Here is a 19,451-nt window from a genome sequence, read left to right as displayed (position 1 = left end):
CCCGAACCGGTGGCCACCCAGCCGGCCGCCGCGCCCAAGCCCGCCCCGCAGACCCAGCAGCAGGCCCCGCAGACCCAGCAGGCGCCGCCCACCCTGGACGTGCCCGGCTTCGAACCCCGCGCCGGATACTGAGCGGGCCGAGGGATATTCAGGTGTTCGGGAAGAGTGGACGCTGGCTGTGCGCCGCCGCCATGGCGGTCACGGCCTCGGTGACGGGGGCGGGAAACGCGGGGGCCGATCCGGCACCCGAAGGCAAAGAGCTGGTGGTGCTGGGTGATTCGTTCAGCGCCAACGCCTGGGACTTCATGGATGCCGACAACACGTGCATGCGCCGCGGCAAGACCGCCTGGCCCGCACAGCTCGGCAAGCTCATGGGCGTCTTCGGCACCGATCGGATGATCGACGTGTCCTGTCCCGGCGCCTCCATCGACGGCGGCCCCGGCTGGTCCATGGCCCAGGAGGCCCAGAAGGCCGACAAAGCGGGCGGTTTCGGCCCCCGCACCAAACTGGTGACCCTCCAGTTCGGCCTCAACGACAAATGGGGCGAATCCTCCCAGACCCTCTGGAAATCCCTCCAGACCTGCGTCTTCAATCTCACCGAAGGCTGCGGCCCCGAAGCTGTGGCCGAAGGCCGGATGACCGACTACAACGGCGTCTCCGCGAACACGATGGCAGCCCGCATGCGCAACGCCGTCACCTACATCCGGTACTACGCCCCCAACGCCCGCATAGTCCTGGTCGGCTACCAGGAACTCTTCCCCGTCGGCGCGGAACAGCTGTGCCTCAACTTCTTCGGCATAGCCCCCTTCATCCAGCCCCGAGGCCGCGCCGTAGTCGAATACTTCGAACGCATAGACCAAGCCCAGCAAGACGCCGCCCGCATGCTCGGCATCGACTTCCTCGACGCCCGCACCCTCACCACCGGCCACGGCCTCTGCTCGGACCAACCCTGGGTCAACGGCGTCCTCGACCCCCGCACCGACCTCGACGGCCTCTTCTTCCACCCGTCGAGCCAGGGAGATGCCGCAGTAGCCACCGCGATCCGCGACCGGTACGGGAGGTAACTCAGGGGACCAGGTCCGGCCAGGGAATCTCGATCGGGAAGGGGAACTCGATCCGAATGCCCTCCGTGTCCTTTGGAGACCATTCGTCGATGAGGATGTAGTTGGCCGGATGTAGTGGTCGTACACCGTCCGGCAGATGACCGGATTCGCCCGAAAGTCCGTACGCCCGAACAATGTCGATCCCGTGGACCTGCTCCGGAACACGGGAGAGACCGACCTCCCAGTACCACTGGATTCCCGCCTCGGCGTATTTGGCTTTCTTGCCTTCGATGTCTGTCTCGCGATTGCTCGGTGACAGCACCTCGCCGACCAGCAACGCGTCGGCGCCACGAACGAGCTGGTACGGCTCGGGAAGGCATCGGTAGATCATGAAGTCGGGAGTCACGAAGTCCGACTTGCCTGTCTGCCCGAAGAACACATTGGTCTCGGTCGTGACCTTCCAGCATTTGTCCGGTCGTTCGTCGATGAATTGCCGAACGCACCGCCGCAAACTGTTTCGCAGCTCGGTCGAGTAATCCTGGTGCTCGGCGGGCCCGCGGCGCGCCCAGACCACTCGCCCGTTCCACAACTCGATCTCGCCCGCGATCTCGTCCGGTAGCAACTCGAGCTCTTCCCACGTCATGAACTCGGGAAGATCCGGCGGCCCTGGCAGTCGCATGGTCACGGGGCAATGATAGCCAGTGAACATGGCGACACGCCAAGGCCGTTCGGCCGCAAGGGATCACATCGGGTAGATGGCGTGCTTGCGGGGGTTGAACTCCGGCTTGACCTTGGGCTTGTCGCGGAGGAGGTGGAGGGCTTTGCGGATTTCCAGGCGCGTGGTGGAGGGTTCGATGACCGCGTCGATGTAACCGCGCTCGGCGGCGATCCACGGGGTGGCGATGTTCTCGTTGTACTGGTTCACCAGGAACTCGCGGGCCGCGGCCCGGTGCTCCTCGGCCACCGCCGCCAGCTGCCGCTTGCCGAGCAGGTCGACCGCGCTCTCCGCGCCGATCACCGCGATGCGGGCGGTGGGCCAGGCGAAGCTCATATCGGCGCCTACCTGGCGGGCGGCCATCATGCCGTAGGCGCCGCCGTAGGACTTGCGGACCACCAGGTTGATGATGGGGACCGTCGCTTCGATGATGGCGCGGGGGACGCGGCCGCCGCGGATGATCACGCCCGCTTCCTCTTCCGACAGGCCCGGCAGCACGCCCGGGGTGTCGGCGACGAAGATCAGGGGGATGTTGAAGGCGTCGCAGAGCCGGATGAAGTAGGTGGACTTGTCCGAGCAGGCGGCGTCGATCGAACCGCCCAGCACCAGCGGCTGATTGGCGATCACGCCCACCGGGTAGCCGTCCACGCGGGCGAAGCCGGTGATCAGGTTGGGTGCGAATGCGGCCCGGACCTCGTGGAATTCGCCGTCGTCGAACAGGCGCAACAGGATCTCGTGCATGTCGTAGCCGGAGCGGTCGGAGTCCGGGATGATCTTGTCGAGTTCCAGGTCGCTGGCCGTGATCTCCGGTTCCAGACCGGGATTCACGATGGGCGGCTGCTCGAGGCAGCTGGTGGGCATGTAGCTGAGGTAGTTGCGCGCCCACTCGTAGGCCGCTGCCTCGGTCTCGGCCACGTGGTGCAGGGTGCCGCGCCGGGCCTGCACGGCCGCGCCGCCGAGCTCCTCGGCGGTGACGTCCTCGCCGTTGACGGCCTTGATCACGTCCGGACCCGTCACGAACATGTACGAGTCCTTGGTGCCGATCAGCACATCGGTATTGATCGGCCCGTACACCGAACCGGCCGCGCACTTGCCGAGGATGATCGACACCTGTGGCACATAGCCGGACAGCTTCTCCAGCACCCGGGAGATATCGCCGAAGGAGGCGATGGAGCCCACCGCGTCCTGGATGCGCGCGCCGCCCGAATCGTTGATGGTCACCACCGGGCAGGCATTGTCGTACGCCAATCGCAGTGCGCGCATGAACTTCTGGGCCGAGGTGACGCCCACCGAACCGCCGTACACGGTCTGATCGTGGGAGATCACCACCACCGGCCGGCCGCCGATCATGCCGTGCCCGGTCACCAGGCCGTCGCCGTAGAGGGCGTCCGGCTGTCCGGGCTGCCGGGCCAGCGCGCCGGTCTCGACGAAGGTGCCCGCATCGAGCAGCATGTTCACCCGCTGCCGGACACTGGGAATGCCCTTCTTCTCGCGCTTGGCGACCCCGGCCTCACCCGCCGGTTCCTTGGCGATCTCGAGGATCTTCTGTAGTTCATCGAGCTTCGCCTGCGTACCGATCACGCTTACTGCCACCTTCCAACCAACTGTTGTGCCCCCGCGACGTTAGGCGGAAACCGGCCGCAGTGGGGCAACGAATTGGTTAAAAGGGACGAATCACAATCGCGGCGGTCCCCCGAATCATCGGGGCGGCAGCACCGGGGAGTCCCAGGCGCGGGCGTAGCGGCGCTTGTCGAGCGCGTTCACTTCCTTGCTCCGGTACACCACGTACGGCCGCACCAGATACCCGACCGGGGCCGAGAACATGTGCACCAGACGGGTGTACGGCCACACGCCGATCAACGCCAGCACGATGATGCCGTGCGCCTGGAACGTCCACGGCGTGCCGACCATCAGCTCCGGCTCCGGATGCAGCGTGAAAAGGGAACGGAACCACGGGGACACGGTCTCCCGGTAGTTGTAGGTGCCCCAAAGCAGATTGCTGCCCACCGTGTTCAGCAGCCCGGTGATGAGCGCGCCGGCCAGCAGGACGTACATGAACTTGTCATTGGTGGTGGTGGCCTTGCGCACCGCCGTGACCGTCACCCGCCGGTACAGCAGGATGCCGATGCCGGCGATCACCGCGACGCCCGCGACCGTGCCCGCCGACACCGCGACCACGTGGTAGAGGTGCTCGGAGATGCCCACCGCCGCGGTCCACGACTCCGGGATGAGCACGCCGAGCACATGCCCGCCGATCACGCCGAGCATGCCGAAGTGGAACAGCGGGCTGCCCAGCCGCAGCAGCCGCGATTCGTAGACCTGGGAAGACCGTGTGGTCCAGCCGAATTGGTCGGTGCGATAGCGCCACAGGTGGCCGAGCACGAAGGAGGTGAAGGCCACATAGGGCAGCATCAGCCAGAGGGTGGGGGTCATCGACGGGCTTCCGATCCGGTGAAGCCGATGGGGTCCATGGCGAAGGGGTCGAGCCCGACCTCTTCCTCCGGCGGCCCTTCGGCGGCGAGTTCGGCAATGCGGCGGCGGTCCGCGGTGGTCACCGGCGGCAGCGTGGACAGCACCGCGGCCAGCACGCCGGAGTAGGCGGAACCGTTGTCCGACAGTGACAGCCGCAGCAGTTCCAGCACCGGGACGTGCTCGCCGAGCAGGCGTTCGCCGCCGATGGGGTCCACGGTGGCGGCGAATTCCAGCAGCACCGCCAGGTGGTCGGGCAGCTCCTCGTCGCCCAGTTCCACGCCCGCGTGCCGGTAGGCGTGCTTGAAGCGGAGCAATGCCATTCCGCGCTTACGGGTGTCCCCGTAGGCGTAGAAGGTCAGGTGCAGGCTGGCACGCCGGCGCATGTCGAAGGTTTCGACGTACTCCTGCGCCAGCGCGATGGGCGCGGTGTAGCGCAGGTGATCCAGCATCGGATCCAGCTGGGCGCGCACCGATTCCGGCAGTTCGGCGATGGCCGCCGCCAGCTCGTCGAGCAGGGCCAGGGTCTGCTCGCCCGGATAGTCGAGCAGCAGCGCCGCCAGCCGCCACACCACCCGCCGCTGCTGATCGGTCATGCCGACCGCCGGTTCCGGCCGGCGGCGCAGTTTGAGCAGGCTCATCGCGCCGCCCCGGTGGGCTCCGGTGCTGCCGATCCGGCGTCGGCGGGGGCGTGGCCGGCGGCGCCGTTGCCGCTGCCATTCCCATTGGCGCCGTTGCCATTGCCGTTGCCGGTCGGCAGCAGTCCGTCGGTCTTCTTACCGTCCCAGTTCAACAGGTTGATGCGGGTGGACTTCTGGTCCGGGGCCGCCGCGCCGTTGGTGTCGGAGAGGTGGAACTTCTCGGCGACGTAGTCGTAGGCGGTCATGCCGGGGCCGCCGTCGGTGTCCAGGGAGCAGCCGGTCGCGAGCGAATCGAGTTCGTGCGCACGGGAAGTCGCGCCGGAGGGGATCACGTACCGGTGCTCGTACTTGGCGATGGCCAGCAGCCGGTACATGGCCTCGATCTCCTCGGGCTCCAGGTTCACCGCCTCCGATATCGAAAGGTCCGGCTCCTGGCCGAGATTGATCGAGCGCATGAACGAGCGCATGCCTGCCAGCCGTTGCAGCGAGTCCCGCACCGGTTCTATCTCACCGGCGGTGAACAGTTCCGCCAGGTACTCCAAGGGAATTCGCAGCGCGTCGATGGCCCCGAACAGATTGCCGTGGTCCTCGCCGTCGTGCCCGGTCTGCGAGAGCACGTCCACCACCGGCGACAGCGGCGGCACGTACCAGACCATCGGCATGGTGCGGTATTCCGGATGCAGCGGCAGCGCGATCTTGTAGTCGACGATGAGCTGGTAGACCGGCGAATCCTGCGCGGCCTGAATCCATTCCGGCGAGATGCCCGCCCGTTCGGCCTCGGCGATCACGCGTGGGTCGTGCGGGTTGAGGAACACGCCCAGTTGCGACGGGTACAGGTCCTTGTTCTCCTCGACCGACGCGGCTTCCAGGACCTTGTCCGCGTCGTAGAGCATGACGCCGATATAGCGCAGCCGCCCCACGCAGGTCTCGGAGCAGACGGTCGGAATGCCGACCTCCACGCGCGGGTAGCAGAACGTGCACTTCTCCGCTTTGCCGGTCTTGTGATTGAAGTAGATCTTCTTGTACGGGCACGCCGACACGCACTGCCGCCAGCCGCGGCACTTGTCCTGATCGACCAGCACGATGCCGTCCTCGGAGCGCTTGTAGATCGCACCGGACGGACAGGCCGCCGCACAGGACGGATTGAGGCAGTGCTCGCAGATGCGCGGCAGGTAGAACATGAAGGTCTCTTCGAACTCCAGCTTCACCTGCTCGGACAACTTGGCCAGCAAAGGATCCTTGCCGACCTGCTCGGGTCCGGAGCCCAGCGAGTCGTCCCAGTTCGCGCCCCAGGTGACCTGGGTGTCCTCACCGGTGATCAGCGATTTGGGCCGCGCCACCGGGGTGGTGTCCATCTGCGGAGCCGACAGCAGATTGTCGTAGTCGTAGCTCCACGGGTCGTAATAGTCCGACACGGTGGGCAGGTCCGGGTTGGCGAAGATGTTCAGCAGCCGCTTGAGCCGTGACCCGGACTTCAGGCTCAGCCGGCCCTTCTTGTCCCGGACCCAGCCGCCCTTCCACTTCTCCTGATCCTCGTAACGCCGCGGATAACCCTGTCCCGGACGGGTTTCCACATTGTTGAACCAGACGTACTCGGTGCCGCCGCGATTGGTCCACGCCTGCTTGCAGGTGACCGAGCAGGTGTGGCAGCCGATGCACTTGTCCAGGTTCATGACCATGGCGAGCTGAGCCATGACACGCATATCAGTACTCCACTTCCTGCGAGCGCTTGCGAATGGTGGTCACTTCGTCGCGCTGATTTCCGGTGGGGCCGTGGTAGTTCAGGGCGAAGGACTGCTGGGCGTAGCCGCCGATCAGGTGCGAGGGTTTGATCATGATGCGGGTCAGCGCATTGTGGATGCCGCCGCGTTTGCCCCTGCCCGCCTTGGTATCCGCCGCGCCTTCGATACGCGGTACGTTCACCGCGCGGTCCTGCGCGTGGTACATGAACACGGTGCCCTCGGGCATGCGGTGCGAGACGATGGCGCGGGCCACCACGATGCCGTTTCGGTTGATCGCCTCGATCCAATCGTTGTCCGCCACACCGATTTTGGCGGCGTCCACATCCGACATCCAGATGGCCTGGCCACCGCGGCTCAGCGTCAGCATGTGCAGGTTGTCCTGGTAGGCCGAGTGGATGGACCACTTGGAGTGCGGGGTCAGATAGCGCACGGTGACGCCGTTCTCGGTGACCTTGCCGATGCCCGGCTCACTGAACAGCGCGGTCATATCGAGCGGCGGGCGGTAGATGGGCAGCTGCTCGCCGAGTTCGATCATCCAGTCGTGGTCGAGGTAGAAGTGCTGCCGCCCGGTCAAGGTGTGCCAGGGCTTCTTGCGCTCCACATTGATGGTGAAGGGCGAATACCGGCGGCCACCGGTCTCGCTGCCCGACCATTCGGGGGAGGTGATGACCGGCACCGGCCGAGCCTGGGTGTCCGCGAACGTGATCCGCTTGCCCTCGTGCTCGGCGGCGAGGTCCGCCAGCTGGGTGCCGGTGCGCTTCTCGAGGGCGTGGAAGCCCTCCACCGCGAGCCGGCCATTGGTGGTGCCGGACAGCGCCAAGATGGTCTCGGCCGCGTGAACATCCTTGGCCAGTGACGGACGTCCTTGTGCCACACCGGAAACCACGGCGCCGTTGACGCCCTTGAGGTACTCGACCTCCGCGTCCGGCAAGGTGGTGACACCCTTGGTCGTGACGCCCAGCTGCTCCACCAGCGGCCCGAGCGCGGCCATCTTCTCCGCCACATTCGGGTAATCACGTTCCACCACAACGAGTTTCGGCATGGTCCTACCCGGAATCGGCTCGCATTCGCCGTACTTCCAGTCCAGCACCTTGCCGCCGGCCTGGGCCAGCGCATCGGCGGAATCGTGCTGCAGGGGCACGGCCACGATGTCTTTGCGCACCCCGAGGTGCTTCTCCGCCAGCCACGAGAACCCGCGCGCGATGCGATGGAACGCCTCGAAGTCGGTCTTGGCCTCCCACGGCGGGGAGATGGCCGGGGTGAAGGCGTGCACGAACGGGTGCATGTCGGTGGAGGACAGGTCGTGCTTCTCGTACCAGGTGGCGGCCGGGAACACGATGTCGGAGAACAGCGTCGTCGACGTCATGCGGAAATCGAGGGACAGCAGCAGATCCAGCTTGCCGGTGGCCGCCTCGTCCCGCCATTCCAGTTCCTGCGGGCGCACCCCGGTGGCCTCGCCGGTCTGCAGGTTGGAGTCCGCGCCCAGGAGGTGCTTGTGGAAGTACTCGTTGCCCTTGCCGGAGGAGCCCAGCAGGTTGGCCCGCCACACGGTGAGCACGCGCGGGAAGTTCTCGGGCGCGTCCGGATCCTCGCATGCGAAGCGCAGGTCGCCGGACTTCAGGCCGTCGACCACGTAGTCGGCCGCGGATTTCCCGGCCGCCGCGGCCTCGTCGGCCAGGTCCAGGGGGTTGCGGTTCAGCGTCGGGTAGGACGGCATCCAGCCCAATCGCGAAGCGAGCGCGATATTGTCGGCTGCCGTGCGCCCGGCGAAGCGGCCGTCGCCCAGCGGTGAGGCGAACGCTTCGGAGGTGAACGGGTCGTAGCGCCACTGGTCGTTGGTCAGGTACCAGAACACGGTGCCCTGCATCTGACGCGGCGGGCGCTGCCAGTCGGAGGCGAAAGCCAGTGTGGCCCAGCCGGTTACCGGACGGCACTTCTCCTGCCCGACATAGTGCGCCCAGCCGCCGCCGTTCACGCCCTGGCAGCCGGTGAGCAGGGTCAGGGTGAAGAAGGCGCGGTAGATCTGATCGGAGTGGAACCAGTGGTTGGTGCCCGCGCCCATCAGGATCATGGAGCGGCCCTTGGAACGCATGGCATTGTCGGCGAACTCGCGGCCGATGCGTTCGGCCTGCTTGGCGGGGACGCCGGTGATCGATTCCTGCCAGGCCGGCGTGTAGGGCTCGCTCGCATCGTCATAGCCCGTCGGCCAGGAGCCGGGCAGCCCCGGCCGCGCCACGCCGTATTGCGCCAGCAGGAGATCGAACACCGTCGTCACCCGTTTGCCCGCCACCACGGTGGTCGGCACGCCACGGGTGAGGACATCCGTCGTGGGCCCGTCGAAGCGGGGGAACTGCACGGCCACAGCATCATCGGTGTGCCCGTGCAGAGTCAGCAGGGGATCCACGTCCCCCAGATCGAGGTTCCACTTGCCCTTGCCGGCCTCGGTGAAGCGATGGCCGAGAGACCCGTTGGGCACCTGCGGATTTCCGTCCGCGTCCAGCAGTACCGTCTGATGCTCGACGCCCTCGCCGGTCTGGCCGAGGTCGGCCGCGGTGAGGAACTTGCCGGGCACCGCGACGCCGTCCTTGTCCTCCAGCGTGATGAGGTAGGGCAGGTCGGTGTAGCGCTTGACGTAGTCGGTGAAGTACGGAGTGTCCTTCTCCACGAAGAACTCTCGCAGCGTCACATGACCCATGGCCATGGCGAGCGCGGCATCGGTGCCCGGGCGCGCGGCCACCCATTCGTCGGCGAATTTGGTGTTGTCGGCGTAGTCGGGGGAGACCACCACGACCTTCTGGCCGCGATAGCGCGCCTCGGTCATGTAGTGCGCGTCCGGGGTTCGCGTCACCGGGACATTGGAGCCCCACATGATCAGGTAGCCGGCGTCGAACCAGTCCGCCGATTCCGGCACGTCGGTCTGGTCGCCGAAGACCTGTGGCGAGGCCACCGGCAGGTCGGCGTACCAGTCGTAGAACGACAGCATGGAGCCGCCGATCAGCGAGATGAAGCGGGCGCCGACGGCATGGGAGACCATCGACATGGCCGGAATCGGGGAGAACCCGGCCACCCGGTCCGGGCCGTACTTCTTGATGGTGTGCACATGCGCGGCAGCCGCGATCTCGGCGGCCTCCCACCATTCCGCGCGCACGAATCCGCCCTTGCCGCGGGCGTGCTTGTAGGTCTTCGCCTTTGCCGGATCCTCGACAATGGACTCCCAGGCCAGCACCGGATCCTTGAGCCGCTCCTTGGCCGCCCGGTACAGCTCCAGCAGCGCGCCGCGCACATACGGATACCGAATGCGCGCGGGGGAGTAGGTGTACCAGGAGAACGACGCGCCGCGCGGGCACCCGCGCGGTTCGTACTCCGGCTTGTCCGCGCCGACCGACGGGTAGTCGGTCTGCTGCGACTCCCAGGTGATCACGCCGTCCGAGACGTAGATCTTCCACGAGCACGATCCGGTGCAGTTCACGCCGTGCGTGGACCGCACCACCTTGTCGTGCGCCCAGCGGTCCCGGTAGAACTCGTCCGCACCGCGCCCGCCGGTCTTGTGCAGGGTGCGCAGATCGCCGGAAACCTCGCCGCGATTGAAATACTTTCCGAGCCGAAGCAGGGCATCCGCTGCCGAAGACGCGGTATTCGTGGTAGCCATGACGCCCCTAACAAAGTGTGAAAAACCGGGCTGCTGAATCGACTGTAAAGACGTCGACTTGGGCGGCAAAACGGTTCTCTCACAATGCGCTCCGCCCCTGTGTGAGCTGTGAGGTCGGCGCAATCTCCCGGTCACTGGACGGTAGCCCCCGCGGGTCGGCGGGGTGACGCTGACCTGGCGAAATACCCGGCGAACCGTCGAAATACGCCCGCGGCCAGGCCTTTCGGAACCCCACCGGTGAAGCTTTGGAAACGGCCGGTTCTCCGGCGGTTTACATTTGTTAACACGTTTTCCGGGTAGCCGAAAAGTCGCCCACCCTCCTTGACGCCCCGGCCTCCGCCCTGCCTTCGATGCCCTCAGCTACACCCGCCGCCGCGAATACGCCGCCGCCGTCACCGAAGCCAAACGCCCCGAGACCCGCACCCGCCGCATCACCGGAACTCTGAACGACTTGCGTTCGTGAACGGTGCTGCGGTCGCGGAGCGGGTCTCGGCCGGCTGACAGCGGGGGATCGATTACTCGGCGACCAGCTCCGCTTCGGTGTCGAGGGCGCGGCGGGTGTCCTCGTCCACGCCGATCGCGCCGGGGCGATAGGTGACCGAGTGGAGGGCGCCGGTGTAGCGGAAGACGCCGCGGCGTTCGCGCAGGTCCCAGGCGACGGGGCCGCGGGCGTCGAGGCCGACGGAGATGCCGGTCCAGGGGGCCATGCCTACCAGTTGGACCTGGCCGGGGAGGTCGGCGGCGCGGACGCCGTCGATGCCGATGGAGAAGTCCCAGCGCAGGTGGGGGCGGACGGTGGCGGAGACGGTGAGGTGCTTGCTGCCCGCGGGGACCGGGCCCGCGTCGGCGGTGGTGTAGCGGCCGTAGGCGTTGTAGCCGAACAGGAGCCGGTCGTTCTCGATGTAGAGGAGGTAGCCGCCCTGGGGGTCGCCGTGGGCCACCAGGACGCCTTCGTCGCCGGGCCGGAAGCCGTCGAGTTCCACGGCGATGGTGAAGTCGCGGTAGGCGATGAGCTGCTGCGAGCGATAGCGCTCGAGGGTGGGGGTGCCGAGAAGGATGCGGACGCTGTCCTTCAGACGGGCCTCCTCGGGGCGACGGCGCGCCAGGTCCTTTCGGGTGACCAACGGGAAAACCGTGTTGTGCCAAGCGGATTCGTCCCAGGCGGCAGCTAGTTCGGCGGCCTTCTCGGGGAATTCGGCCGAGACGTCGTGCAGTTCGGTGGGGTCGGTGCGGACATCGAAGAGCTGCCAGTGCGGGTCGTCGATATCCCGGCCAGGTTCGTGCAGGGCGAGGAGTTTCCAGCCGTCACGGTAGAAGCCGCGGTGGCCGGTCATCTCCGAGTACTGCTCGGTGTGGCGGGTGCGGGCGTTCGCGTCGCGCAGCACCTCGGCGGCCGAGACGCCGTCGAAGTCCTTGGCGGGCAGTCCGTTTCGGACGCTCGGACGATTCAGGCCCGCCAGCTCCAGCAGGGTGGGAGCCAGATCGGTGACATAGGTGTATTCCTGGCGGATGCCGTTGTCCCCCTCGGTGCGGGGCAGACCCTTGGGCCAGGAGAGCAGGAACGGGACGCGCACGCCGCCGGCGAAGGTCTGCCCCTTGTAGAAGCGGAACGGCGTGTTGGAGGCCTGCCCCCAGCCGCGCGGGTAGTGGACGCCGAGCTTGGCGGTGCCGATGAGTTCGTCGTCGTGCGGGACGTCGCGCTCCCAATCCGGCTCGTCCACCTGCGCGAACTGGGCGAAGTAGGTGCGGGTGCCCTCCGGGCCGCCCTCGGCGGTGCCGCCGTTGTCGGAGGTGAACACGATGATGGTGTTGTCGAGTTCACCGAACTGCTCCAGGGTTTCGACGATCCGGCCCAGGCTCTGGTCGATGCTGTCGACCATGCCCGCGTACACCTCCATGTACCGCTCGAAACGCGACTGCTGCTCGGGGGTCAGCGAATCCCATTCCTGCGCTTCGTATCCCGGCTCGGTATTGCGCGGCTTCTGCTGGGTGCCCTCGGGGAACAGCCCCTGCGCCAGCTGGGAGGCGAACCGGCTCTGCCGCAGCCGATCCCAGCCCTCCTTGTACTTACCGCGATACTTCGCCAGATCCTCCGGCTTGGCCTGCAACGGCCCGTGCATGGCGGTATGCGCGAAGTACAGGAAGAACGGCTTGTCGGCGTCGTGCGCCCGCAGCTCCTTCAGATACCCGATGGCGCGATCGGTGTAATCGTCGGTGAGGTAATAACCCTCCGGGTACTCCTCGAAATCCACCGCCGAGGCATCGGAAATGAGCTGATTCGGGTGGTAGAAGGAATTCAACCCCTCCAATGACCCGTAATACCGGTCGAATCCGCGCTGCGTCGGCCAGGAATCGCGATGCGAGGCCGGATGCAGCGTGGCATCGCGCACCAGATGCCACTTCCCGACCGCATAGGTGGCATAACCGTTGGCGCGCAGGATCTCCGGCAGCGTCAGCACGTCATCGGCCAATTCCAGCCGCAGCCCCGGATAGCCGGGATCGGCATTGGCCACGAATCCGAAGCCCGCGCGATGGGAATTCACCCCGGTCAGCAAGGCCGCCCGCGACGGCGAGCACAGCGGCGTGGTGTGAAAGTTGGTGAGCCGCAACCCCTCCGCCGCGATCCGGTCCAGCGTCGGAGTGTCGATCTCGGAACCGAACGGGCCGATATCGCTGTAACCCATATCGTCGACCAGCACCACGACGATATTGGGCGCACCCGCCGGGGCCTGCGGAGGGTAGAGCCATTCGGGTGTGGAATCGGCGGTGGTGCGACCGATCTCGCCGGTGAAGTTTTCGTAGCCACGGGCATTCGGGGGGACAGGCATGCTTTCAGCAAAGGGCCGCATCCGCCGTCCCCGCCAGGGTTTGATTCTGGCTGCGCGCAACCACTGATCGCCCGCTCACCCGCTGTTAGCGTCGCTCACCATGCACACCAGTCACCTTTGCGCGCCCGGCGCCGGTTGTCGTCTCTGTGCCTGACGCGCCGGCCCGCGCGTCCTCTCCTGCTCTCAGTCCCCACGGTGCGTAACGCACCCTCGCCGCGTCGTGCGGCTCATATCTCGAGGATTTACAGATGAATTCGTCCCCCGGCGGACTCGATCGTCGTCGTTTCCTGCGTTCTTCGGCCGTCGCGGCCCTGGCCATCTTCGGCGGCGGCGCGCTCGCGGCCTGCACCTCGGCGGTCGATCAGGCCAAGGGCGGCGGCGACGACAATGCCGCGCCGGTCAAGGGCGGCACGCTCAAGTACGGCGTGCTGTTCGACCTGGTGCCCGCGAACATTCTCACCAATACCGGCACCACCCCGTGGGTCGTCGGCCTGGTCTTCGAGACGCTGGTGCGCTACCCGCACGACAAGCTGGAACCGCAGCCGCTGCTGGCCAAGAAGTGGACGGTGGCCCCGGACGGGCAGTCCGTCACCCTGGAACTGCGCGATGACGTGAAGTTCCACAGCGGCCGTCCCTTCACCTCCAAGGATGTGGAGTTCTCGCTGCGCACCTACGCCGATCCGAAATGGTCGGCGCAGCTCAAGAGCACCGCCGCCGCCATCACCGGCTATGACACCACCGACCCGCACAAGATCACGCTGACGCTCGCGCACCCGATCGGCAACCTCTTCGATCTGCTCGACACCGCGCCCATCCTGGACAGCGAATCCATCGACCAGCTGGGCACCGGCGAGAAGATCGTCGGCACCGGCCCGTTCAAGTTCGTGAACCGGGTGCCCAACTCGCAGTTGGTGTTCGAGAAGAACCCGAACTACTGGGTGCCCGACCGCCCGTACCTGGACCGCGTCGAATTCAGCGTGATCACCGACAGCCAGGCGCAGCTCAACGCCCTCAAGTCGGGCCAGATCCACTTCGCCGACGGCATCACCTACCGCGACAACGAGAACCTCGCCAAGACCGACGGTTTCAAGGTCATCCCGTACGAGGGCGCGGAACTGCAGCTGTACGTCGGTGCGAACGTGCAGGATCCGACGCTCGCGGACGTGAAGGTGCGCCAGGCCATCGCCTATGCCATCGACCGGGACCGGATCATCGCCGAGGTGTTCCGGGGCGCGGGCTACGCCCTGAACGTGCCGTGGCCCAAGAACTCGCCCGCCTTCGACGAATCCCGCAACACCCGGTTCAAGCGGGACGTGAACAAGGCCAAGCAGCTGCTCTCGGGCCTGCCCAAGCCGCCCAAGCTGCCGCTGGCCTTCAATGCCGGCATCGGCACCTACGAGGCGACCGCGCAGATCGTGCAGGCCAACCTGGCCGAGATCGGCATCGACACCGAGCTGGTGCCCACCGAGAACGCCACCTTCGTCAAGCAGCTGATCGGCGCGCAGTTCCCGGGTCTGTGGATCACCGACCATTCGTGGGCGCAGTTCGTGCCGTCGACCCTGACGGTCAGCGCCTACCCGTTCAATGCGCGGAAGAACGCCTCCCACTTCGAATCTCCCGCCTACGTGGCCGCCGCAGACGCCGCCTGGAAGCGGCCCACCGGTACCGGCCCGGACGCGGTCAAGGCGTACCAGGCACTGAGCGATCAGCTGCTGGAGGGCCTGTTCCTGATCGAGATCGGCGTGCGCTGGGCCCAGGGCACCACCAGCAAGAAGCTGCACGGGGTGGGCTGGACCAAGCGCCGCGAACTGAATCTCGCCGACACCTTCCTGGCATGATCGCCTATCTGCTGCGCCGGGTGCCGTCGGCGGTGGCGGTGCTGTTCGGCGCCTCGGTGCTGATCTTCCTGCTGCTGCGGCTGGTGCCCGGCGATCCGGCCACCACCCTGGCCGGGCCGGACGCCACCCCGGAAACCATTGCGGCCATTCGCCATCAGCTCGGCCTGGACCGGTCCTGGCCCGCCCAGTACCTGACCTGGCTGCACGGTGTGTTCACCGGTGATCTGGGCCGGTCCTACATCATCGGCGGCCAGATCTCCGACCTGGTCGGGCGCGGGCTCACCAATACCCTGGCGCTCGCCGTCTCGGCGCTGGCGCTGGCCGTCGTGGTGAGTCTCGCGGTCAGCGTGTCGGCCGTGCTGTGGGACAAGCGCTGGCTGAATGCCATTGTGGCGGCGGCGAATACGGTGGCGGTGGCGGTGCCGGTCTTCGTGACCGGCGTGCTGCTGGTGCTGGTGTTCGCCATCGTGTTCCCGATTCTGCCGGCGGGCGGCGTCCCGCCGGACGGGTTCGCCGCGCACCCGGACATCACCGTGCAATACCTGCTGCTGCCCTCGATCTGCCTGGCGCTGCCGGTGACCGCGGCGCTCACCCGGTTCCTCACCGAATCGCTGCGCACCGAACTGCGCAAACCGTATGTGCTCACCGCGCGGGCGCTGGGCATCTCGCATCGGCGGATCGTCACCCGCGGCGCGCTGCGAAACGCCCTGCCCACCATGCTGACCGCGCTCGGCATCCAGGCCGGGCAGCTGCTCGGCGGCGCGGTGCTGGTCGAGGCCGCCTTCGCCTGGCCGGGCATCGGGCAGCTCATCGAACAGGGCATCAACCGGCGCGACTATCCGGTGGTGCAGGCGCTGCTGCTGTTCTCGGTGGCGGTGTTCGTGGCCATCCAGCTCACCACCGATATCGTGCACGCCTGGCTCGACCCGCGCATCCGGATCGGAGGCCGGGCATGAGTGAATCCATCGATCTGGCCGGAATCGCACCCGAGGCGGCGAGCGTCCGCCCGGCCGCCCGCCGGAACGACGGCCGGGGTCTGCGGGCGCTGACCCGGGGCCAGGGCCTGGCCGGGGTGCTCCTGGTCGGGATCATCGCCCTCGCCGGCCTCTTCGCCGGCGTGCTCACGAAATACGGTCCGCTGGAACAGATTCCGGGGGCCAACCTGCTCGGCCCGAGCGGCGAGCACTGGCTCGGCACCGACAATGTCAATCGCGACATCCTCAGCCGCGTGCTGTACGGCATTCGCATCAACCTGCTCATCGGCCTGGTGGCGGTACCGCTGGGTGCGGCCGTCGGCGCCTTGACCGGCTTGCTGGCCAGCGTGAACGCCGTCGCCGACGTCATCACCCAGCGCATCTTCGACCTGATCCTGGCCTTCCCGGCGCTCATCTTCGCCATCGCGCTCTCGGCCGTCACCGGACCCGGCGCGCACGCGGTGGTCATCGTGATCGTGGCCGCCGAGATCCCCATCTTCGGCCGCCAGATCCGCACCGCCATCCTGGCCGTGCGCGAACAGCCGTTCGTGGAGGCCGCCGAGGTGATCGGCGCGAGCACCTGGTGGACGCTGCGAAAGCACGTGCTGCCCAATGTGATCGAGCCGCTGTCGGTGCAGCTGGCGCTGTCCATGTCGCTGGCGGTGTTCGTGGAGGCCGCCATGAGCTTCATCGGCATCGGCGTGCGCCCGCCGGACCCGTCGCTGGGCTCGCTCATCGCGGGCTCCATCGACAATCTGGACGCCAATCCGGCGTACGCGGTCGGACCCCTGCTGGTGGTCTCCGGCCTCACCCTCGGATTCCTGTTGATCGCCCAGGCTCTGGGCCGTGCCCGGAGGATCGGATGAGCGACAAGGACGACCGGGCGGACGATCAGCGATCGCTGCTCGAAATCCGGGATCTGACAGTGCGTTTCGGCGACCGCACGGTGGTCGACCGGGTGAGCGTGACCGTCGGCCGCGGTGAGACCGTGGCGCTGGTCGGCGAATCCGGTTCGGGCAAATCGCTGACCGCCCGCGCGGTGCTCGGCCTGCTGCCCGACGGCGCCCACGCCGCCGGTTCGATTCGCCTGGGCGACAACGAGATCGTCGGCGCCACCGATGCCGAACTGCGCCCGCTGCGCGGCACCCGTGCCGCCATGGTCTTCCAGGAACCGCAGACCGCGCTGAACCCGGTGCAGAAGATCGGCACCCAGATCACCCAGGCGCTGCGCGCGCACGGCCCGATCGGCAAGGCGGCGGCGCGGGCGCGCGCCGTCGAGCTGCTGGGCCTGGTGGACATTCCCGAGCCGGAGAAGCGCGTCGACTGGTACCCGCACCAGCTCTCCGGCGGCCAGAAGCAGCGCGTGGTCATCGCCCTGGCCCTGTCCGGCGAACCGGATCTGCTCATCGCCGACGAGCCCACCACCGCCCTGGACGTGACCGTGCAGGCGGAGATCCTGGAACTGCTGCGAGAGCTGCAGCGCCGCAACGACACCGCCATCCTGTTCATCACCCACAATCTGGGCGTGGTGGCCGCCATCGCGGACCGGGTGGTGGTGATGAACGCCGGGCAGGTCGTCGAAACCCGTTCGGTGCACGACCTTTTCGCCGAACCGCGCGAGGAGTACACCCGCACCCTGCTGGCTGCCGTGCCGACGCTGCCCAGCGGCGGGGCGGCCCTCGACGTGGTCGGGCCCGCCGCCGCGCCGGAACCCGTGCCGGAACCGGTACTGCGGCTCAACCACGTCTCAGTGGTGTATCGCCAGGGCCGCAAGCGTTTCCAGGCCCTGCGCGATCTCTCGCTCACCGTCGCGCCGCGCGAGGTGATCGGCCTGGTCGGCGAATCCGGCTCCGGCAAGAGCACCCTGGGCCGCACCGCGCTCGGCCTGGTGCCCGCCACCACCGGCGAGGTGGTGCTGCACGGCACCCCGCTGACCGGTCTGTCCACCCGCGAGCTGCGCGGCTTGCGCAAGGACGTGGCCCTGGTGCACCAGGACGTCACCGCATCGCTGGATCCGCGCCGCACGCTCGAGGACTCCATCGGCGAACCGCTGCTGGTGCACCGGGTCGCCTCCGGCGCGCTGCTCCGCAATCGGGTGGGCGAGCTGCTCGAATCGGTGCGGCTGCCACGCGATTACGCCGGCCGCCGGCCCGGTGAACTCTCCGGCGGGCAGCGGCAGCGCGTGGCCCTGGCCCGGGCGCTCGCGCTGGCTCCCCGCCTGCTGGTGGCCGACGAGCCCACCAGCGCGCTCGACGTGTCGGTGCAGGCGCAGGTGCTGGATCTGTTTTCCGACTTGCGCGCCGAATATGGTTTCGCCTGCCTTTTCATCAGTCATGATCTGGCGGTGGTGCATCAGGTGGCCGATCGCGTGGTCGTCCTGAAACAGGGTGAAATGGTGGAAACCGGCCTGGTCGAAGATGTTTTCGGGCAGCCCCGGCAGGACTACACTCGGCGATTGCTGGATGCGGTCCCCGCACCCGATCCGGCGCATCGCCGCGGCGAAAATCCGCCGCGCGCACTCGCACTGGGCGCGTAGGGATTTCCTGACAGGATTCCCCGGTGATACAAACAGGGACAGTTATGCGCACGCAAGCGACTACGCAATTGTGGAACCATCCCCTCTGAATCTGTACTCGGCCGTACCTCCGCGGAAGCGGATACGGCCGAGGCGAAGTGAAGGAGGTTGCGGTGGTCGCGGATGCGGCGTGTGGGCGTGATTCCCGGGAAATAGAAGCTCCCAGTTTCGGGAATCTGCTGCGGCGGCTGCGCGACGATCGGGGCCTTTCCCGCGAACGCCTGGCTTTCAACGCGGGCGTGAGCGCCAGCTACATAACGCATCTGGAGAAGGGTGAGCGCGGCAATCCCACCCGCGAAGTGGTCGAGGCGCTCACCCGATATCTGGATCGGCTGGAACCGCTCACGCTCGCGGTGCGCCGGCAACTCAGCGATCTGGCGGGCCTGCCCGCCTCGGAATTCCCGACCGTGGAAGAACTGCGCGCCGCCGTCACACCGAGCATGCTGAACATGCTCGAACTGCACCGCCCGAATCTCGCCGCGTACATCGACACTCGCGCGAATCTGCTGGCCAGCAACGAGAATTGGGATGATGCCTTCCCCGGCGTCCGCGAGGACGGCAATATGCTGCGCTGGTTCTTCAGCAATGAGCTGGCCACCCGCGTCCTGGTGAATTGGGATTCCGATGTCCGCCAGGTGGTGCGCTGGATGCGCGGATTGATCGGCCGCTCCGGCAATACCGAGGGATTCACCGAACTGCTGCACGAACTCGGCGAATTCCCGCGCTTCCGGCAGGTCTGGGCGGAAGGCGGGGTGGAGTTCGCGCCGCACGTCTGGACCCTGCATCTGCGCAACCCGGCGACCGGATTGCGGCGCAAATTCTATGCCCAGACCGGCCGCCTGGACGGTGTGCTCTTCCCGGGTCACATCCTGGCCATCCTCGGGCTGCCGGTCGTCTGAACCCGCACGCCCGGCGTTCGCCGGAAGTTGTCCGGACCCGGCGTTGCCTGAAAGTTCGCTAGCACACCGCTGAGGGCG

Annotated in this window: 13 protein-coding genes and 1 pseudogene; 7 read left to right on the top strand and 7 right to left on the bottom strand. The window is 67.3% G+C overall.

Annotation, left to right across the window (positions count from 1 at the left end; genetic code table 11):
- The first annotated feature begins 152 nt into the window (after positions 1 to 152).
- A complete protein-coding gene (locus NY1_RS21585) occupies positions 153 to 1,064 on the top strand; it encodes an SGNH/GDSL hydrolase family protein (RefSeq protein WP_067716216.1) in 912 nt (303 codons plus the stop codon).
- 1 nt (position 1,065) lies between these two features.
- Here NY1_RS21585 and NY1_RS21580 read toward each other — a convergent pair whose 3' ends face one another.
- The 6 genes from NY1_RS21580 to NY1_RS21555 form a co-directional block, all read right to left on the bottom strand.
- A complete protein-coding gene (locus NY1_RS21580; protein ID WP_233434428.1) occupies positions 1,066 to 1,722 on the bottom strand; it encodes a Uma2 family endonuclease in 657 nt (218 codons plus the stop codon).
- Positions 1,723 to 1,785: 63 nt separating this feature from the next.
- Complete coding sequence (locus NY1_RS21575; RefSeq protein WP_067716211.1) at positions 1,786 to 3,339, bottom strand: acyl-CoA carboxylase subunit beta; 1,554 nt, start codon at positions 3,337 to 3,339, stop codon at positions 1,786 to 1,788.
- Positions 3,340 to 3,456: 117 nt separating this feature from the next.
- The gene (gene narI, locus NY1_RS21570) at positions 3,457 to 4,191 is read right to left on the bottom strand and encodes a respiratory nitrate reductase subunit gamma (protein ID WP_067716209.1); all 735 of its coding nucleotides are present in this window, start codon (positions 4,189 to 4,191) and stop codon (positions 3,457 to 3,459) included.
- Positions 4,188 to 4,868, bottom strand: coding sequence for a nitrate reductase molybdenum cofactor assembly chaperone (gene narJ / locus NY1_RS21565; RefSeq protein ID WP_067716206.1), 681 nt, complete (start codon positions 4,866 to 4,868; stop codon positions 4,188 to 4,190). The genes narI and narJ overlap by 4 nt, the downstream gene beginning before the upstream one ends.
- Positions 4,865 to 6,562, bottom strand: coding sequence for a nitrate reductase subunit beta (gene narH / locus NY1_RS21560; protein ID WP_067716327.1), 1,698 nt, complete (start codon positions 6,560 to 6,562; stop codon positions 4,865 to 4,867). Before narH ends, narJ begins: the two co-directional genes overlap by 4 nt.
- A gap of 10 nt (positions 6,563 to 6,572) precedes the next feature.
- Positions 6,573 to 10,259, bottom strand: coding sequence for a nitrate reductase subunit alpha (locus tag NY1_RS21555; RefSeq protein WP_067716203.1), 3,687 nt, complete (start codon positions 10,257 to 10,259; stop codon positions 6,573 to 6,575).
- A 340-nt stretch (positions 10,260 to 10,599) separates the two neighbouring features.
- Here NY1_RS21555 and NY1_RS45130 point away from each other — a divergent pair.
- Positions 10,600 to 10,722: pseudogene (locus NY1_RS45130) on the top strand (YdeI/OmpD-associated family protein); the annotation flags it as partial.
- A 52-nt stretch (positions 10,723 to 10,774) separates the two neighbouring features.
- Here NY1_RS45130 and NY1_RS21550 read toward each other — a convergent pair.
- A complete protein-coding gene (locus NY1_RS21550) occupies positions 10,775 to 13,087 on the bottom strand; it encodes an arylsulfatase (protein ID WP_067716200.1) in 2,313 nt (770 codons plus the stop codon).
- A 248-nt stretch (positions 13,088 to 13,335) separates the two neighbouring features.
- Here NY1_RS21550 and NY1_RS21545 point away from each other — a divergent pair, with 248 nt between their 5' ends.
- From NY1_RS21545 to NY1_RS21525, 5 genes are all read left to right on the top strand, one after another.
- Entirely contained in the window at positions 13,336 to 14,925 is a 1,590-nt protein-coding gene (locus tag NY1_RS21545; protein WP_067716197.1) for an ABC transporter substrate-binding protein, read from the top strand.
- A complete protein-coding gene (locus NY1_RS21540; protein WP_067716194.1) occupies positions 14,922 to 15,881 on the top strand; it encodes an ABC transporter permease in 960 nt (319 codons plus the stop codon). Before NY1_RS21545 ends, NY1_RS21540 begins: the two co-directional genes overlap by 4 nt.
- The gene (locus NY1_RS21535; protein WP_084535187.1) at positions 15,878 to 16,765 is read left to right on the top strand and encodes an ABC transporter permease; all 888 of its coding nucleotides are present in this window, start codon (positions 15,878 to 15,880) and stop codon (positions 16,763 to 16,765) included. Before NY1_RS21540 ends, NY1_RS21535 begins: the two co-directional genes overlap by 4 nt.
- Positions 16,762 to 18,435 carry a dipeptide ABC transporter ATP-binding protein gene (locus NY1_RS21530; RefSeq protein ID WP_067716192.1) on the top strand — a complete coding sequence of 558 codons (1,674 nt, stop codon included), beginning with the start codon at positions 16,762 to 16,764 and terminating at the stop codon, positions 18,433 to 18,435. Before NY1_RS21535 ends, NY1_RS21530 begins: the two co-directional genes overlap by 4 nt.
- A gap of 152 nt (positions 18,436 to 18,587) precedes the next feature.
- Positions 18,588 to 19,373: a helix-turn-helix domain-containing protein gene (locus NY1_RS21525; RefSeq protein ID WP_233434425.1), complete on the top strand. Its 786-nt coding sequence runs from the start codon at positions 18,588 to 18,590 to the stop codon at positions 19,371 to 19,373.
- Positions 19,374 to 19,451 lie beyond the last annotated feature (78 nt).

It is taken from the genome of Nocardia yamanashiensis NBRC 100130 (genome assembly GCF_001613325.1).
Lineage (GTDB): Bacteria > Actinomycetota > Actinomycetes > Mycobacteriales > Mycobacteriaceae > Nocardia > Nocardia yamanashiensis.
The sequence above is the reverse complement of the archived record's forward strand: the minus strand, read 5'-3'. Positions and strand labels throughout refer to the sequence as shown.

Coding starts and splice junctions, on each gene's coding strand:
- NY1_RS21580 (WP_233434428.1), bottom strand. CDS start 1,722: ATGCGACTGCCAGGGCCGCCGGATCTTCCCGAGTTCATGACGTGGGAA.
- narI (WP_067716209.1), bottom strand. CDS start 4,191: ATGACCCCCACCCTCTGGCTGATGCTGCCCTATGTGGCCTTCACCTCC.
- narJ (WP_067716206.1), bottom strand. CDS start 4,868: ATGAGCCTGCTCAAACTGCGCCGCCGGCCGGAACCGGCGGTCGGCATG.
- narH (WP_067716327.1), bottom strand. CDS start 6,562: ATGGCTCAGCTCGCCATGGTCATGAACCTGGACAAGTGCATCGGCTGC.
- NY1_RS21555 (WP_067716203.1), bottom strand. CDS start 10,259: ATGGCTACCACGAATACCGCGTCTTCGGCAGCGGATGCCCTGCTTCGG.
- NY1_RS21550 (WP_067716200.1), bottom strand. CDS start 13,087: ATGCCTGTCCCCCCGAATGCCCGTGGCTACGAAAACTTCACCGGCGAG.
- NY1_RS21545 (WP_067716197.1), top strand. CDS start 13,336: ATGAATTCGTCCCCCGGCGGACTCGATCGTCGTCGTTTCCTGCGTTCT.
- NY1_RS21540 (WP_067716194.1), top strand. CDS start 14,922: ATGATCGCCTATCTGCTGCGCCGGGTGCCGTCGGCGGTGGCGGTGCTG.
- NY1_RS21535 (WP_084535187.1), top strand. CDS start 15,878: ATGAGTGAATCCATCGATCTGGCCGGAATCGCACCCGAGGCGGCGAGC.
- NY1_RS21530 (WP_067716192.1), top strand. CDS start 16,762: ATGAGCGACAAGGACGACCGGGCGGACGATCAGCGATCGCTGCTCGAA.